Source organism: Cupriavidus sp. D39, assembly GCF_026627925.1.
Taxonomy (GTDB): domain Bacteria; phylum Pseudomonadota; class Gammaproteobacteria; order Burkholderiales; family Burkholderiaceae; genus Cupriavidus; species Cupriavidus ulmosensis.
On the sequence record NZ_JAPNLE010000009.1, the window covers coordinates 3,730,171 to 3,746,028 of the forward strand.

Below are 15,858 nucleotides of genomic sequence, written 5' to 3' on the forward strand. Positions count from 1 at the left end.
GGTTACGTCGGCTTGCTAACAGGGCTTTCGGGTTGTCGACAGAGCGCGACTCGCGCGTCGTTGTGCTGCGGACGTTACCTGCGTTGGCCTGCCCCTACTGGTAACGCTTGGCAGGGCGGTCTGGTTTACCTGTTATGCGTGTCGTAACCGTTTCAACGGTTGTTTCAGCGCTCGCGCGCGGCAAGGGGAAGCCAGATGGAAACGTGGCACATCGTGGTCAAGGGGCGGGTGCAGGGCGTGGGCTACCGCGTGGCGTGCGCGGGGCAGGCCGGGGCGCTGGGCATCAACGGCTGGGTGCGCAACCGGCGCGATGGCTCGGTCGAGGTGATGGCCTATGGGCCGCCGGATCGGCTGGAAGCCCTTTGCAACTGGATGCGGCGCGGGCCGCCGGACGCGCAGGTCAACGCGCTGGTGGCGCTGCCCGGCGCGGGTGAGTTCGAGGATTTCGACTGCCTGCCGACGGCCTAAAGGCGGGCAGGCGCGCCCGGCAGGGTGAACAGGCTGCCCGGCGGCTCAGGTGGCGCGCCAGTCCACCGGCGCGGCACCGTGCTCTTGCAGCCAGTCGTTGGCCAGCCGGAAGTGCCCGCAGCCGAGGAAGCCCCGGTGTGCCGACAGTGGTGACGGATGCGGCGCTTCCAGCACGCAATGCGTGCCGGCCAGCAAGGGTTTCTTGGCCTGCGCGTGGCTGCCCCACAGCAGGAAGACCAGGTGCGGGCGCGCGGCGGACAAGGCCTGGATCAGGCAATCGGTCACCGCTTCCCAGCCGCGCTTGGCGTGGCTGGCGGCTTGGCCCTGCTCCACCGTCAGCACGGTGTTGAGCAGCAGCACGCCTTGGCGTGCCCAGCCCTCCAGGTTGCCGGAGGCCGGGGCTGTTGCCCCGCCGTCGCCATATTCCGCGGCGATTTCCTTGAAGATGTTGCGCAGGCTGGGGGCACGCGCACGCCATCCGGCACCGAGAAGGCCAGGCCATGCGCCTGCGGAATCTCGCTGCCGTTGACCACCCCGGTGCCGTGATACGGGTCCTGGCCAAGGATCACCACCTTGACGGTCTCGGGCGGCGTCAGGTGCAAGGCGTGGAACACGTCATGCGGAAAGACCGGCTTGCCGCTGGCGCGCTCGCCGTCGACGAAGGTGGCCAGTTCCTGCCAGCCGGCTGCGTTCATGCAGGGGGCCAGCAATGCGCGCCAGGCCGCTGGCAGCGCCGCGGCTTGCTCCGACAGGCTGGCGGCGGGCGCGGGCGCGGTTTCGGCTGCGGCAACGACCGGGGCTGCGAACAGGTCGGCCTGTGCGCTGTTGTGCTTGCTCATGCTGGAGGGATACCTGGTTCTTGAAGTAGGGGAGAGGCGGGCGGGGCGCGCCAACTCAGGCGCGGCCCGCGCCGCCGGCGAGCCGGTAGCCGCGCGCGGCTTTGCTCTGGTCGGACGGTTTGAGGGGCGCGACGTGCTGCAGGCGCAGCGCCAGCGCGCGCAGCGCGGCCTCGGCCCGTTCCTGCGTGGGAGCTTGTCCGGCGTCGCCGGGCAGCCATTCGAGCTCGAGTTCCTGGATCGTCTCTTGCGCGGCGCTGGCCGGTACTGAAATCGTCCCGACGTCGAGCGCGGCCTCGATGCTGACGCCATCCTGTTCGACCAGCCAGGTGCGCCGCGCGAAATCGGTGCGGAAGACCGGCGCCAGGGTTGCGGCCAGCGGCGCCAGCAGGGCACGCGCCTCGGGCGGGAAGGCATCGAGCTCGATGGCTTCGGCCGCCACCTTGGTTTCCCACTCGTGGCGGGCGGCCAGCCCGGCTTCGCTCTTGCCCGCGGTCTTCAACGTCTGCAGCCATTGCTCGCCACGGCGGCGCAGCCGCAGGGCGGCACGGGCGCCGGCCAGGTCGCGGGCCGGGGTGTCGAGGTAGACGTTGAGCAGCGTGTGCTCGCCGCACGCCTGCCCTTGTGCATCCAGCCAGGCCGCTAGCGCCGGCATGGCACCGTCGGGCACCGCCAGCTTGAGTTCGATTTCCTGGGCCATTTTTTCGTGCTCCCGCTCAGGCGAACAGGCGTGCCAGCTCGACACCCGGGTCGGGCGCGCGCATGAAGGCCTCGCCCACCAGGAAGGCGTGCACATTGGCGTCGCGCATGCGGTGTACGTCGTCCGGGCCGATGATGCCGGATTCGGTCACCACCAGGCGGTCGTCCGGGATGCGCGGCAGCAGGTCCAGCGTGTTGTCGAGCGAGACCTCGAAGGTGCGCAGGTTGCGGTTGTTCACCCCCAGCAGCGGCGATTTCAGGCGCAGCGCGGCGTCGAGCTCCTCGCCGCCGTGCACTTCCACCAGCACGTCCATGCCGAGCTCATGCGCGCAGGCTTCCAGCTCGGCCATCAGGCCCGGGTCCAGCGCGGACACGATCAGCAAGATGGCGTCGGCGCCCCAGCAGCGGGCTTCATAGACCTGGTACAGGTCGATCATGAAGTCCTTGCGCAGCGCGGGCAGCGGGCAGGCGCCGCGGGCGCGCTTGAGGAAGTCGGCGTGGCCCTGGAAGAAGTTCACGTCGGTCAGGACGGACAGGCAGGCCGCGCCGTGCGTGGCGTAGCTCTCGGCGATGGCCTCCGGCACGAAATTCGCGCGCAGCACGCCCTTGGAGGGCGAGGCCTTCTTCACCTCGGCGATCACCCCGGCGTTGCCGGCGGCGATCTTCTCGCGCAGCGCGCGCGCGAAGCCGCGTGGCGCCAGGCCCGGCTCGGCGCGCAGGCTCTCGGCCTCGGCGCGCAGGCTGGGCAGGTCGCGCTTCTTGCGCGCCGCGTTCACTTCGTCGGCCTTTACGGCCAGGATTTTCTGCAGGATATCGGACATGCGGGAATTCTCTCGCTCGGCTTAATTTGCTAGACGGACCAGGCCGGCTTACTTGAACTGCTGCGTGGCGCGCACGAACTGGTCGAGCTTCTCGCGTGCCGCGCCGCTGGCGATGGCCTCGCGCGCGCGCTGGATGCCGTCCTCGATCGAGGTGGCCACATTGGCCGCGTACAGTGCGGTGCCGGCGTTGAGCGTGACGATCTCGCGCGGGGTGCCCGGCACATCGGTGAGCGCTTCCAGCAGCATTTCCTTGGACTCGGTGGCATCGGCCACCTTCAGGCCGCGGTTGGAGATCATCTGCAGGCCAAAGTCCTCGGGATGGACTTCGTACTCGCGCACTTCGCCGTCCTTGAGTTCACCCACCAGCGTGGCAGCGCCCAGCGAGACTTCGTCCATGCCGTCCTTGCCGTAGACCACCAGCGCGTGGCGCGCGCCCAGGCGCTGCATCACGCGCACCTGGATGCCGACCAGGTCAGGATGGAACACGCCCATCAGGATATTGGGCGCGTCGGCCGGGTTGGTCAGCGGGCCCAGGATATTGAAGATGGTGCGCACGCCCATTTCCTTGCGGATCGGCGCCACGTTCTTCATGGCCGGGTGGTGCGTGGGCGCGAACATGAAGCCGATGCCGGTCTGCTCGATGCAGTGGCCAACCTGTTCCGGCGTGAGCATGATGTTCACGCCCAGCGCTTCCAGCACGTCGGCGCTGCCCGACTTGGAGCTCACGCCGCGGTTGCCGTGCTTGGCGATGCGCGCGCCGGCAGCGGAGGCCACGAACATCGACGCGGTGGAAATATTGAACGTATGCGAGCCGTCACCGCCGGTGCCGACGATATCGACGAAGTTCTCGCGATCCTTGACGGGCACCTTGTTGGCGAACTCGCGCATCACCTGCGCCGCCGCCGAGATCTCGCCGATGGTTTCTTTCTTGACGCGCAGCCCGGTCAGGATGGCCGCGGCCATCACCGGCGACATCTGGCCCTGCATGATCTGCCGCATCAGGTGCAGCATCTCGTCATGGAAGATCTCGCGATGTTCGATGCAGCGGGTGAGGGCTTCCTGGGGCGTGATGGACATGGCGGTCTCGGTCTTGGCGTTGGTGTGGGCAGCGCCTGGCGCGGGCGCGTTGGGCGTATCGAGCAGTCTCATCGGGGCGCCTTGATGAAGTTGGCCAGCAGCGCATGGCCATGCTCGGACAGGATGGACTCGGGGTGGAACTGCACCCCTTCAATGGCGAGCGTCTTGTGGCGCACGCCCATGATCTCGCCATCCGGTGTCCAGGCCGTCACTTCCAGGCAATCCGGCAAGGTTTCGCGCTCGATCGCCAGGGAATGATAGCGCGTCACGTCGAAGTGCTTGGGCAGGCCGGCGAACACGCCTTCCTGCGTGGTCTCGATGCGGCTGACCTTGCCGTGCATGACCTGCTTGGCGCGGATCACCTTGCCGCCGAAGGCTTCGCCGATGGCCTGGTGGCCCAGGCACACGCCCAGCATCGGGATGCGGCCGGCAAAGTGCTGCAGCACCGCCACCGAGATGCCGGCTTCCTTGGGACTGCACGGGCCGGGCGAGACGCAGATATGGTCGGGCTTGAGCGCCTCGATCTCTTCCAGCGTGATTTCGTCGTTGCGATAGGTGCGCACGTCGGCGCCGAGTTCGCCGAAGTATTGGACGATGTTGTAGGTAAACGAATCGTAGTTGTCGATCATCAGCAGCATGGCGGTTCCCCTGTTCCCTTTACCTTAGATATCCGAGTCCAGGCCGTCCTGGACCTGCTCGGCGGCGCGGATCACGGCGCGCGCCTTGGCTTCGGTTTCCTCCATTCGGCTTCGGGGTCCGAGTCGGCAACGATGCCGGCAGCGGCCTGCACATAGAGATTGCCGTCCTTGACGATGCCGGTGCGGATCGCAATGGCCAGGTCCATCTCGCCGCCGAAGGACAGGTAGCCCACCGCGCCGCCGTAGATGCCACGCTTGCGCGGCTCCAGCTCGTCGATGATCTCCATCGCATGCACCTTGGGCGCGCCCGACAGCGTGCCGGCCGGGAAGGTGGCGCGCAGCACGTCCAGGTTGCTCATGCCGGGCTTGAGCGTGCCTTCCACGGAGCTGACGATGTGCTGCACGTGGGAGTATTTCTCGATCACCATCTGGTCGGTGACCTTGACCGAGCCGATCTCGGCAATGCGGCCGATGTCATTGCGCGCCAGGTCGATCAGCATCACGTGCTCGGCGATTTCCTTGGGGTCGTTGAGCAGTTCGGTGGCCAGCTGCGCGTCCTTCTCCGGCGTGTTGCCGCGCGGGCGGGTGCCGGCCAGCGGGCGGATGGTGACGATGTGATCCTCGCGCTGGTCGCCGTTGCTGCCGACGCGGCGGGTTTCCTGGCGCACCAGGATCTCGGGCGAGGCGCCCACGATCTGGAAGTCGCCGAAGTTGTAGAAGTACATGTACGGCGACGGGTTCAGCGAGCGCAGCGCGCGGTACAGCGTGAGCGGCGAGTCGCGGTACGGCTTGACCAGGCGCTGGCCGATCTGCACCTGCATCATGTCGCCGGCCATGATGTATTCCTTGGCCTTATGCACGGCCGCAAGGTAGTCGGCCTTGTCGAACTCGCGGTAGACGTCGGTCTGCACCGAGGGGCTGGTGATGGGCACATCCACCGGCTGGCGCAGCTTCATGCGCAGCTCGCGCAGGCGCTGGCGGGCGCGGGCGTAGGCTTCCGGGGTGGTCGGGTCGGCGTAGACGATCAGGTAGAGTTTGCCGGACAGGTTGTCGATCACCGCCAGCTCTTCGCACAGCAGCAGCTGGATGTCGGGCAGGTTCAGGTCGTCCGGCTTTTGCGTGTTGGCGAGCTTTTTCTCGATATAACGCACCGCGTCGTAGCCGAAGTAGCCGGCCAGGCCGCCGCAGAAGCGCGGCAGGCCGGGGCGCAGCGCCACCTTGAAGCGCTTTTCGAAGTCGGCGATGAAGTCGAGCGGGTTGCCTTCATGGGTTTCCACCACGCGGCCATCGGTGACCACCTCCGTGCGCATGCCGCAGGCGCGCAGCAGGGTGCGGGCATGCAGGCCAATGAAGGAGTAGCGGCCGAAGCGCTCGCCACCCACCACGGATTCCAGCAAGAAGGTGTTGACCCCGCGCGTTTGCGATTGCGCCAGCTTCAGGTACAGCGACAGCGGCGTTTCCAGGTCGGCGAAGGCTTCGGTGATCAGGGGGATACGGTTGTAGCCCTGCTCGGCCAGCGATTTGAATTCCAGTTCGGTCATGTCGATCCTCTTGTGCAGCGGCGCCAGTCGTTTCAGTATGGCGCACGTCGCGATGTCGGCAACTTGGGGCTGGAAGGTCGTCAGACCCGCCCCGGAGAGACCATGGCGCGGACGAGTGTCCACGCACGGCCGGGGTGGGCGTGCAGCGCGTTCGGATGACACCGGCGCAAGGGCTGGGATGTCGGGCGGCTGGAAAATCAGTGAAGGTCCGGCAACCTGCCGGTCTGGCCGGCCCCATCCTGGTACGGATGCATCGCGGGGATGCGGGAAGGGGGCGGTCAGGAGACTCGCGAACGCACTTTACGCCTGTTGGGAGGCGCGCCAGCGACGCCAGGGCCAGGCCTGCCGATCACTGCCAGAAGAGATGCGTTTGCGGTTCAGAAACATGAAATCGTGTTCAGCGATTTATGGTTTGGATGTTTGGTGGTGCTTGTACTTCTTTTTGTACTTCTTTTGCTTGTTTGGCGGCCGTGGCCGCCAGGGTCATGCCCGGTGTGCCGCAAACAGCTCGGCAACGCGAACAATGGAATCGACTATACCATCGGCGTCGACGCCTTGTACAGGATTGCCATGGTTGTAGCCATAGGGCACAAGCAGCACTCCCATGCCCGCCGCACGGGCCGCCTGCGCATCGTTTTCCGAGTCGCCGATCGCGGCCATTTCAGCCGGCTCCAGCCGGAACGCCTCGGCCACCTTGAGCAGCGGCAGGGGATCCGGCTTGCGCAGGGCGAAGGCGTCGCCGCCGTAGACCAGCTCGAAGAACCGGCCAAGGCCGGTCTTGGCCAGCAGGGTCCGGTGAAGTTGTATGGCTTGTTGGTCACACAGGCCAGCCGTATGCCGGCTGCCTTCAGCGCCGCCAGCCCCTCGGCGACACCAGCGTAGACCTGCGAGAACTGGCCGTTGATGCGCAGGTATTCGCGGTCGTACAGGGCCAGCGCATCGGCAAACATGCCATTGGCGTGGGCGGGGAGAAGCGCGCATCCAGCACCCGCCGGATCAGGTTTTCCGAGCCCTTGCCGACAAAGCTGACGATCTCCTCCTTGCTCATCGGCGCGGCGTTGCCAAGCTGCCGGTGCAGGTGGACCAGCGCCTTGAGCATGGCGTTGACCGCCGCATGGAAGTCGCCGGCGGTGTCCACCATGGTGCCGTCCAGGTCCACGATGACGCCGCGGATGCCGCGCCAGTCGGTGCGCTTAAGCTGGGTCACGCTCATTGGCCGACCTTGGCCAGCTCGCTGCGCATGGCCGACAGCACGCCCTTGTAGCCGCCGTCCGCGTCCGGCTTGCTGAACACGGCGGAACCGGCGACAAAGGTGTCGGCCCCGGCTGCGGCGATTTCGGCGATGTTATCGATCTTCACGCCGCCGTCCACTTCCAGCAGGATGCGGCGTCCGGTGCGCTCGGCGTACGCGTCGATGCGCTTGCGGGCAGCGCGCAGCTTGTTGAGCGTCTCGGGGATGAACGACTGGCCGCCGAAGCCGGGGTTGACCGACATCAGCAGGATCACGTCGATCCGGTCCATCACGTGGTCCAGGTGGTGCAGCGGCGTGGCCGGGTTGAATACCAGGCCGGCCTGGCAGCCGTGTTCGCGGATCAGCGCCAGGGAGCGGTCGATATGCTCGCTCGCTTCCGGGTGGAAGGTGATGATATTAGCGCCAGCCTTGGCAAAGTCCGGGATGATGCGGTCTACCGGGCGCACCATCAGGTGCACGTCGATCGGGGCGGTCACGTGGGGGCGGATTGCCTCGCACACCAGCGGGCCCACGGTCAGGTTCGGCACGTAATGGTTGTCCATCACGTCGAAATGGATCCAGTCGGCGCCGTCCGCGGTCACGCGCCGCACTTCCTCGCCCAGGCGGGCAAAGTCGGCGGACAGGATGGACGGGGCGATGCGGTAGGTGGGCGTGCTCATGGCGGGGCTCGAAAGGGGGAGTGCTTCAAGGGGAAGCCGGTATTTTACCCTCCCCGCGCAGGGCGCCGCTGCCATCGGGCAGGCAGCTTGCGGCGGCTTAGCTTGCCGCCCCCGAGCCTTGCCGCACAATGCGGCTACCCTGATCCCGCCCCTTATGTGTCGACTATGAGCGAATACGCGTTTTCCGTGGCCGTACGTACACAGTACCTGGCCGACCAGTCCGACCCTGAGCGCGGGCGCCATGCCTTCGCCTACACCATCACGATCCACAATACCGGCGAGGTGGCTGCGCAGCTGATCTCCCGCCACTGGGTCATCACCGATAGCGACAACGGCACCCAGGAAGTGGCTGGCCTTGGCGTGGTCGGGCACCAGCCCCTGCTCAAGCCGGGCGAGCATTTCGAGTACACCAGCTGGGCCACCATCTCGACCCCGGTGGGCTCGATGAAGGGGGAGTATTTCTGCGTGGCCGAGGATGGCCATCGCTTCGAGGTGCCGATTCCCGAGTTTGCGCTGGTCCTGCCGCGCATGTTGCACTGAGAGAAGCCGGCGGAACCTATTGGCCCGGTGTGCTGTCCTGATCCTGTTGGGTACGCGCCGAGCCTTGTTCTGCATGTCCCGCACGCGACGGATGATCGTCCGGCGCGCGGCTGGGGCGCGGGTTCTTCTTGGCCGTGCCCATGGTCCAGACGACGATGAAGATCAGCAGGAAGAGCGCCAGTCCGGCCTCGAGGGCGAACAGCAGCATGGGATGGGCTTCAAAGAACTTGCTCATGACAGGGCTACGTGGAGGCGACGGTGGGCATTGTAGGCCATCGGCAGATGCGTCCGGCCGCGATACGCTGAGTTTTCACCCAATCAAGATGGCACACCTGCATTCCTTTTTCCGCTTTCCTGTTTTCTCTTCCCGGGCCCCGCTGCGCGGCTCGCCAGGCGCCGGGCGCCGCCTTGGCTGGCTCGGGCTTGCCGCTGCGGCCACGCTGCTGGCCGGCTGCATGAGCGGCCCGCCGCCGCGCATCGAAGGCCCGGGCACCCGTCCCGTGACGCCACCGACCGGTTCCACCCAGAAGGGCGTGCTGCAAGCTGCCAACTGGGCCGAGATCGGCGGCTGGAGCCAGGACGACGTGCGCGCGGCCTGGCCGGCGCTGCAGGCCAGCTGCCAGGCCCTGAAGAAGCGCGCCGAGTGGAACCGCGTCTGCGCGCTCGGCCTGATGGTCGACGCCGGCGACCTGGACGCCATGCGCTCCTACTTCGAGTCCAACTTCCAGCCCTTTCGCGTGGTCAACGGCGACGGCACCGACAGCGGGCTGATCACCGGCTACTACGAGCCGATCCTGCACGGCGCGCGCCAGCGCCAGGGCCAGTACCAGGTGCCGCTGTACCGCAAGCCGGCCCAGTGGGGCAACCGGCCGCTGCCGGCGCGTGGTGAGCTGCTGCAGAACCCGGCCCTGCGTGGCCAGGAGCTGGTCTGGGTGGATGATCCGGTGGAAGCCGCGTTCCTGCAGATCCAGGGCTCCGGCCGGATCCGCCTGCAGGACGGCAGCGTCATGCGGGTAGGTTTCGGCGGCACCAACGACCAGCCGTTCCGCTCCTTCGGCAAGTGGCTGCTCGACCGCGGCGAGATCACGCCGGCGCAGGCCACCATGCAGGGCATCAAGGCCTGGGCTGGGGCCAACCCGGGGCGCGTTGATGAAATGCTCAACGTGAACCCGCGCTTCGTGTTCTTCCGCGAACTGCCGCCTAATAACGATGGCCCGGTCGGCGCGCTGGGCGTGCCGCTGACTGCCGAGCGCTCCATCGCGGTCGATCCCGCCACCATCCCGCTGGGCGTGCCGGTTTTCCTCTCCACCACGCGGCCGCTGTCGTCCGAGCCCATCCAGCGCCTGATGTTCGCGCAGGATACGGGCTCCGCCATCAAGGGCGGGGTGCGCGCTGACTTCTTCTGGGGGCTGGCGACGCTGCCGGCGAAACCGCCGGGCGGATGAAGCAGGGCGGGCGGATGTGGGTGCTGATGCCGCGCAGCTAAGGCATGAAAGCAAGAGAGCCGGCCATTCCTGGCCGGCTCCTGCACTTTCTTGCACTTACCTCTCTATCTTCAGCGCGGGCGCTGGTCGACAATGCGCCGCGCCTTGCCCACCGAGCGTTCCACGCCGCCGGTAGGCAGGATCTCGATGCCAACGGTGACGCCGATAAAGGCTTTGATGTCGTAGGTCAGTTGCGCGCTGGCCTGCTGCGTGGCCGCCGGGTCGACGCCATGCGCGCATTCCACGCGCACGGTCAGTACGTCGAGATGGCCATCCTTGGTCAGCACGCACTGGTAGTGCGGCGCTAGTTCCGCGTGCTTGAGGATCAGCTCCTCGATCTGCGAGGGGAACACGTTGACGCCGCGGATGATCATCATGTCGTCGGAGCGGCCGGTCACCTTCTCCATACGGCGGAACGCGCCCCGAGCGCTGCCAGGCAGCAGCCGCGTGAGATCGCGGGTCCGGTAACGGACGATCGGCAGGGCTTCCTTGGACAGCGACGTAAAGACCAGCTCGCCGAATTCGCCGTCGGGCAGCACCGCGCCGGTGACGGGATCGACCACCTCCGGGTAGAAATGATCCTCCCAGATGGTCGGGCCATCCTTGGTCTCGGCGCACTCGCTGGCCACGCCCGGCCCCATCACTTCCGATAGCCCATAGATATCCACCGCCGAGATGCCCATGCGCTTCTCGATGGCCAGGCGCATCTCGGGCGTCCAGGGCTCCGCGCCGAAGATGCCGACCTTGAGCGAGCTGGAAGTCGGGTCGATGCCTTGGCGCTCGAACTCGTCGGCGATGGCCAGCATGTAGCTCGGCGTGACCATGATCACTTCCGGCTTGAAATCCTGGATCAACTGTACCTGCCGCTCGGTCTGGCCGCCACCGAACGGGATCGCGGTGAGCCCCGCCTTTTCCACGCCGTAGTGCGCACCAAGTCCGCCGGTAAACAGTCCGTAGCCGTAGCTGATATGCACCTTGTCGCCGCGCCGTGCGCCGGCGGCGCGGATCGAGCGTGCCACCACCGTGGCCCAGGTATCGATGTCCTTCAAGGTGTATCCCACCACCGTGGGCTTGCCGGTCGTGCCCGACGAGGCATGGATGCGCGCCACGCGGTCCTGCGGCACGGCGAACATCCCGAACGGGTAGCTATCGCGCAGGTCCTGCTTGGTGGTGAACGGAAAGCGGGCGAGGTCGGCCAGAGTCCGGATCTGGTCCGGGTGGACGCCGGCGGCATCGAACTTGCGGCGGTAGACCGGCGAGTTCTGGTAGGCGTGGTTGAGCGACCATTTCAGGCGTTCCAGCTGCAAGGCCTGCAGGGCTTCGCGGCTGGCGGTCTCGATCGGCTCGAGCGGCAGATCTGTCAGGCGCGTCATGGTGTCTCCTGCGCGGGGGCTTATGTTTGCGTGGTGGAATCCGGGTCCGGCATCACGCCGCCGCGCCCGGCGGCGGGACGACATGCCCTTTGATCTGCGCGGACTTGCCGCGGAACATCGCCACCGGCTCGCCGGCGCGGTTGGTCACCCGGATATCGTAGATGCCATGACGGCCCGACAGGACCTGCTCCGTGGCTTCTGCCGTCAGCACGTCGCCGCCCTGCACGGGTTTGAGGAACTCGATGCTGCAACCCGCCGCCACCGTGTTGATATTGTGGCTGTTGCAGGCGAAGGCAAAGGTCGAATCGGCCAGCGTGAACATTAGTCCGCCGTGGCAGATGCCGTGGCCGTTGAGGAATTCCTGCCGCACCGGCATGGACAAGCGCGCATAGCCGGGCCGCACGGCCTCGACGGTGATGCCCAGCCAGCGGCTGCAGGCATCGGCCTCGTACATGCTGGCAGCGGCCGCTTCGGCGAGGGCCTGGGGATTGTGGGTCAAGCTGGTCTCCTGTTCGGGCTGTTGGCTGCGGTGCGTACAGGCGATCCTAGCGCCCCGTGAAGCGTGGCGCGCGTTTTTCCAGGAAAGCGTTGACGCCCTCGGCATAGTCCAGCGAGGCGCCCAGCTGGCGCTGCAGGTCGCGTTCCAGGTCGAGCTGGGTATCGAGGCCCTGGCTTGCGCCGGCGTACATCGCCTGCTTGATCGCGGCCAGGGCGCGCGTTGGCTGCGCCGCCAGGTGCGTGGCCAGGGCCAGCGCCTGCTCGGGCAGCAGGGGGTCGTCCATCGCCTCCCAGATCAGCCCCCATTTTTCGGCCTCGTCGGCGCTGAGCTTGTCGCCCGTCATGGCCAGTCCCATGGCGCGGGCCATGCCGATGCGCTTGGGCAACAGCCAGGTGCCACCGGAATCCGGGACCAGCCCAATCTTGACGAAGGCCTGGATGAAGCTGGCCGAGCGTGCCGCCAACACTATGTCGCAGGCCAGCGCCAGGTTGGCGCCGGCGCCGGCCGCGGTGCCGTTGACGGCGGCAATCACTGGCAGCGGCAACTTTGCAGGCGCCGGACCAGCCGGTTGAACCATACATCGATCAACTCGCCCAGGTCGGTCATGGCGCCGGGCGTGAAATCCAGGTCGGCCAGGTCCTGTCCTGCGCAGAAACCGCGCCCGGCACCCGTCAGCAGCAGGGCGCGGGCGCCGCCGGCCTCCACATGGTCTAGTGCCTGCTGCAGCACGGCATGCATGTCGCGGGTAAAGCTATTGAGCTTGTCGGGGCGATTCAGCGTGATGACGGCAACCTTGCCGTGCCAGGCGAGCAGTATCGGGCCGGAAGTCAGGCTGGCCTGCGGGGGCGTATCTGGCATCTTCGTCTCCTGCCGTGTCTGTTAGGGGCAATGTCTGGCGGCACCCGGTCACTCTCTTATATATAGCTATGCATATAGCCATGCAGGAGAATTCGGATCGCCGTTTAAATTAACCGACCAGTCGGTCGGCGAATGGTAGCACTAATTTCCGCGCGCGAGTATCGTCTCGCTGGTAACGAATCGATCCACTTTGTACTTCCCCACTTCCTATTCCAAGAGGAGAACACATGCCGTACGAGAACATTCTGGTGGAGACGCGCGGGCGCGTTGGCCTGGTGACGCTGAACCGCCCCAAGGCCCTGAACGCGCTCAACGACGCGCTGATGGATGAGCTGGGCGCGGCGTTGCTCGCTTTCGACGCCGACGAGGCCATCGGCAGCATCGTGATCACCGGCAGCGAGCGCGCCTTTGCCGCGGGCGCCGATATCGGCATGATGGCCAAGTACACCTATATGGATGTGTACAAAGGCGATTACATCACCCGGAACTGGGAGGCGATCCGCCGCGTCCGCAAGCCGGTGATCGCGGCGGTGGCCGGCTACGCGCTTGGCGGCGGCTGCGAGCTGGCGATGATGTGCGACATCATCATCGCTGCCGATACCGCCCGCTTCGGCCAGCCCGAGGTCAAGCTGGGCACCATGCCGGGCGCCGGCGGCACCCAGCGCCTGCCGCGCGCGGTCTCCAAGGCCAAGGCCATGGACCTGTGCCTGACTTCCCGCATGATGGACGCGGCGGAAGCCGAGCGCGCCGGCCTGGTGTCGCGTGTGGTTGCAGCCGACAAGCTGCTCGACGATGCGCTGGCCGCCGCCGAGACCATCGCCGGGTTCTCCTTGCCGGTGGTCATGATGATCAAGGAGTCGATCAACACCGCTTACGAGACCAGCCTTTCCGAAGGCGTGCACCTGGAACGCCGCTTGTTCCACTCGACCTTCGCGACGGAGGACCAGAAGGAAGGCATGGCCGCATTTGTGGAGAAGAGAGCGCCCGGGTTCAAGCATCGCTAAAGCTTGATAGGCAAATACCCGAGTAGCTTCATCGGGTATTCATCTTTCGATGCGGGGTAAGAAAGCGGCATTTTCTTTATAGATCAATGGGTTGTTCCTGGCCCCTCGGAGGGCCCCGCATACTCATGTGACAAAACGATTGCCAAGGTCGGATGGGGCGCTTACTATTCGCCCCCTCGCAACACAAAAGACCGCTGCAAAGCAGACGGGACAAGGGTTGCGGGGTTGGCAGGGGGTGGTTGGCGACGCGCATGGCGAAGCGAACCGAAGTAAAAAACCTGTTGACGAAACGATGATCACGCTTCATAATCTCGTTTCTCTGCTGCAGGCAAAGCAGCGACGCGGTAAGCAAAGCGAGCCGCGGCCAGTTCTTTAACAAACAAACAACCGATAAGTGTGGGCGCTTGATAGCGGATGCGGAAGACTTCGGTCTTTTAGCTTACAAGTTATAAAGTGCTCGCACAGTAAAACATGTTGGTTATGTCTTCGGACGTAGCCAGTCAGTTTTCTGAGAGTGAGCGACCGCTCGAAAGAGCGAGATCCGTCGGGAAACCGAAGGGTCACACAGGTATTAAACTGAAGAGTTTGATCCTGGCTCAGATTGAACGCTGGCGGCATGCCTTACACATGCAAGTCGAACGGCAGCACGGGAGCAATCCTGGTGGCGAGTGGCGAACGGGTGAGTAATACATCGGAACGTGCCCTGTCGTGGGGGATAACTAGTCGAAAGATTAGCTAATACCGCATACGACCTGAGGGTGAAAGCGGGGGACCGCAAGGCCTCGCGCGATAGGAGCGGCCGATGTCTGATTAGCTAGTTGGTGGGGTAAAGGCCCACCAAGGCGACGATCAGTAGCTGGTCTGAGAGGACGATCAGCCACACTGGGACTGAGACACGGCCCAGACTCCTACGGGAGGCAGCAGTGGGGAATTTTGGACAATGGGGGCAACCCTGATCCAGCAATGCCGCGTGTGTGAAGAAGGCCTTCGGGTTGTAAAGCACTTTTGTCCGGAAAGAAATCCCTTGCCCTAATACGGCGGGGGGATGACGGTACCGGAAGAATAAGCACCGGCTAACTACGTGCCAGCAGCCGCGGTAATACGTAGGGTGCGAGCGTTAATCGGAATTACTGGGCGTAAAGCGTGCGCAGGCGGTTTTGTAAGACAGGCGTGAAATCCCCGAGCTCAACTTGGGAATGGCGCTTGTGACTGCAAGGCTAGAGTATGTCAGAGGGGGTAGAATTCCACGTGTAGCAGTGAAATGCGTAGAGATGTGGAGGAATACCGATGGCGAAGGCAGCCCCCTGGGACGTCACTGACGCTCATGCACGAAAGCGTGGGGAGCAAACAGGATTAGATACCCTGGTAGTCCACGCCCTAAACGATGTCAACTAGTTGTTGGGGATTCATTTCTTCAGTAACGTAGCTAACGCGTGAAGTTGACCGCCTGGGGAGTACGGTCGCAAGATTAAAACTCAAAGGAATTGACGGGGACCCGCACAAGCGGTGGATGATGTGGATTAATTCGATGCAACGCGAAAAACCTTACCTACCCTTGACATGCCACTAACGAAGCAGAGATGCATCAGGTGCCCGAAAGGGAAAGTGGACACAGGTGCTGCATGGCTGTCGTCAGCTCGTGTCGTGAGATGTTGGGTTAAGTCCCGCAACGAGCGCAACCCTTGTCTTTAGTTGCTACGCAAGAGCACTCTAGAGAGACTGCCGGTGACAAACCGGAGGAAGGTGGGGATGACGTCAAGTCCTCATGGCCCTTATGGGTAGGGCTTCACACGTCATACAATGGTGCGTACAGAGGGTTGCCAACCCGCGAGGGGAGCCAATCCCAGAAAACGCATCGTAGTCCGGATCGTAGTCTGCAACTCGACTACGTGAAGCTGGAATCGCTAGTAATCGCGGATCAGCATGCCGCGGTGAATACGTTCCCGGGTCTTGTACACACCGCCCGTCACACCATGGGAGTGGGTTTTGCCAGAAGTAGTTAGCCTAACCGCAAGGAGGGCGATTACCACGGCAGGGTTCATGACTGGGGTGAAGTCGTAACAAGGTAGCCGTATCGGAAGGTGCGGCTGGATCACCTCCTTTCAAGAG

General features: G+C 65.0%; 11 protein-coding genes, 1 rRNA gene and 5 pseudogenes. 5 read left to right on the forward strand and 12 right to left on the reverse strand.

Translation table 11 applies throughout. From position 1 onward, the window contains the following. Positions 1-195: 195 nt before the first annotated feature. Entirely contained in the window at positions 196-468 is a 273-nt protein-coding gene (locus OMK73_RS29505) for an acylphosphatase (protein ID WP_150985647.1), read from the forward strand. Positions 469-513: 45 nt separating this feature from the next. Here OMK73_RS29505 and OMK73_RS29510 read toward each other — a convergent pair. The 8 genes and pseudogenes from OMK73_RS29510 to rpe form a co-directional block, all read right to left on the reverse strand. Then, positions 514-1,307: pseudogene (locus OMK73_RS29510) on the reverse strand (uracil-DNA glycosylase). A 55-nt stretch (positions 1,308-1,362) separates the two neighbouring features. Further along, on the reverse strand, positions 1,363-2,004 hold the full coding sequence (locus OMK73_RS29515; protein WP_267605149.1) for an inorganic triphosphatase: 642 nt from the start codon (positions 2,002-2,004) through the stop codon (positions 1,363-1,365). Between the two features lie 16 nt (positions 2,005-2,020). Beyond that, positions 2,021-2,824, reverse strand: a complete 804-nt coding sequence (gene trpC / locus OMK73_RS29520) for an indole-3-glycerol phosphate synthase TrpC (protein WP_267605150.1) — start codon at positions 2,822-2,824, stop codon at positions 2,021-2,023. A 48-nt stretch (positions 2,825-2,872) separates the two neighbouring features. Further along, complete coding sequence (trpD, locus tag OMK73_RS29525) at positions 2,873-3,901, reverse strand: anthranilate phosphoribosyltransferase (RefSeq protein WP_267606563.1); 1,029 nt, start codon at positions 3,899-3,901, stop codon at positions 2,873-2,875. 68 nt (positions 3,902-3,969) lie between these two features. Further along, the gene (locus OMK73_RS29530; protein ID WP_267605151.1) at positions 3,970-4,539 is read right to left on the reverse strand and encodes an anthranilate synthase component II; all 570 of its coding nucleotides are present in this window, start codon (positions 4,537-4,539) and stop codon (positions 3,970-3,972) included. Between the two features lie 24 nt (positions 4,540-4,563). Further along, positions 4,564-6,080, reverse strand: a pseudogene (gene trpE / locus OMK73_RS29535) (anthranilate synthase component I). 483 nt (positions 6,081-6,563) lie between these two features. Further along, positions 6,564-7,293: pseudogene (gph, locus tag OMK73_RS29540) on the reverse strand (phosphoglycolate phosphatase). After that, positions 7,290-7,991 (reverse strand): ribulose-phosphate 3-epimerase, encoded by a 702-nt coding sequence (gene rpe, locus OMK73_RS29545; RefSeq protein ID WP_267605152.1) that lies wholly within the window; start codon positions 7,989-7,991, stop codon positions 7,290-7,292. The pseudogene gph and the gene rpe overlap by 4 nt, the downstream one beginning before the upstream one ends. Before the next feature lie 165 nt (positions 7,992-8,156). On the opposite strand from rpe, the gene apaG reads away from it, so the two are divergent. Next, positions 8,157-8,531 carry a Co2+/Mg2+ efflux protein ApaG gene (apaG, locus tag OMK73_RS29550; protein WP_006162582.1) on the forward strand — a complete coding sequence of 125 codons (375 nt, stop codon included), beginning with the start codon at positions 8,157-8,159 and terminating at the stop codon, positions 8,529-8,531. A gap of 16 nt (positions 8,532-8,547) precedes the next feature. Here apaG and OMK73_RS29555 read toward each other — a convergent pair whose 3' ends face one another. Beyond that, on the reverse strand, positions 8,548-8,766 hold the full coding sequence (locus OMK73_RS29555) for a hypothetical protein (RefSeq protein ID WP_267605153.1): 219 nt from the start codon (positions 8,764-8,766) through the stop codon (positions 8,548-8,550). Between the two features lie 88 nt (positions 8,767-8,854). Between OMK73_RS29555 and OMK73_RS29560 the strand changes: the two are divergent. Continuing rightward, positions 8,855-10,017, forward strand: a pseudogene (locus OMK73_RS29560) (murein transglycosylase A). A gap of 69 nt (positions 10,018-10,086) precedes the next feature. Here the strand turns inward: OMK73_RS29560 and paaK are convergent. The 3 genes and pseudogenes from paaK to paaG all read right to left on the reverse strand — a co-directional run bounded on the left by paaK (position 10,087) and on the right by paaG (position 12,745). After that, positions 10,087-11,388, reverse strand: coding sequence for a phenylacetate--CoA ligase PaaK (gene paaK, locus OMK73_RS29565; RefSeq protein ID WP_267605154.1), 1,302 nt, complete (start codon positions 11,386-11,388; stop codon positions 10,087-10,089). Between the two features lie 52 nt (positions 11,389-11,440). Beyond that, positions 11,441-11,887 carry a hydroxyphenylacetyl-CoA thioesterase PaaI gene (gene paaI / locus OMK73_RS29570; protein WP_267605155.1) on the reverse strand — a complete coding sequence of 149 codons (447 nt, stop codon included), beginning with the start codon at positions 11,885-11,887 and terminating at the stop codon, positions 11,441-11,443. Between the two features lie 46 nt (positions 11,888-11,933). After that, a pseudogene (paaG, locus tag OMK73_RS29575) lies at positions 11,934-12,745 on the reverse strand (2-(1,2-epoxy-1,2-dihydrophenyl)acetyl-CoA isomerase PaaG). Positions 12,746-12,972: 227 nt separating this feature from the next. Between paaG and OMK73_RS29580 the strand changes: the two are divergent. Further along, on the forward strand, positions 12,973-13,749 hold the full coding sequence (locus OMK73_RS29580) for an enoyl-CoA hydratase (protein ID WP_267605156.1): 777 nt from the start codon (positions 12,973-12,975) through the stop codon (positions 13,747-13,749). A gap of 573 nt (positions 13,750-14,322) precedes the next feature. Further along, a 16S ribosomal RNA gene (locus OMK73_RS29585) occupies positions 14,323-15,852 on the forward strand. The last annotated feature ends 6 nt before the right edge of the window (positions 15,853-15,858 follow it).

Bases quoted from the DNA above. Each gene is read 5' to 3' on its own strand.
- paaK (WP_267605154.1), bottom strand. From the start codon at position 11,388: ATGACGCGCCTGACAGATCTGCCGCTCGAGCCGATCGAGACCGCCAGC.
- apaG (WP_006162582.1), top strand. From the start codon at position 8,157: ATGAGCGAATACGCGTTTTCCGTGGCCGTACGTACACAGTACCTGGCC.
- rpe (WP_267605152.1), bottom strand. From the start codon at position 7,991: ATGAGCACGCCCACCTACCGCATCGCCCCGTCCATCCTGTCCGCCGAC.
- OMK73_RS29555 (WP_267605153.1), bottom strand. From the start codon at position 8,766: ATGAGCAAGTTCTTTGAAGCCCATCCCATGCTGCTGTTCGCCCTCGAG.
- trpD (WP_267606563.1), bottom strand. From the start codon at position 3,901: ATGTCCATCACGCCCCAGGAAGCCCTCACCCGCTGCATCGAACATCGC.
- OMK73_RS29530 (WP_267605151.1), bottom strand. From the start codon at position 4,539: ATGCTGCTGATGATCGACAACTACGATTCGTTTACCTACAACATCGTC.
- OMK73_RS29515 (WP_267605149.1), bottom strand. From the start codon at position 2,004: ATGGCCCAGGAAATCGAACTCAAGCTGGCGGTGCCCGACGGTGCCATG.
- trpC (WP_267605150.1), bottom strand. From the start codon at position 2,824: ATGTCCGATATCCTGCAGAAAATCCTGGCCGTAAAGGCCGACGAAGTG.
- OMK73_RS29505 (WP_150985647.1), top strand. From the start codon at position 196: ATGGAAACGTGGCACATCGTGGTCAAGGGGCGGGTGCAGGGCGTGGGC.
- OMK73_RS29580 (WP_267605156.1), top strand. From the start codon at position 12,973: ATGCCGTACGAGAACATTCTGGTGGAGACGCGCGGGCGCGTTGGCCTG.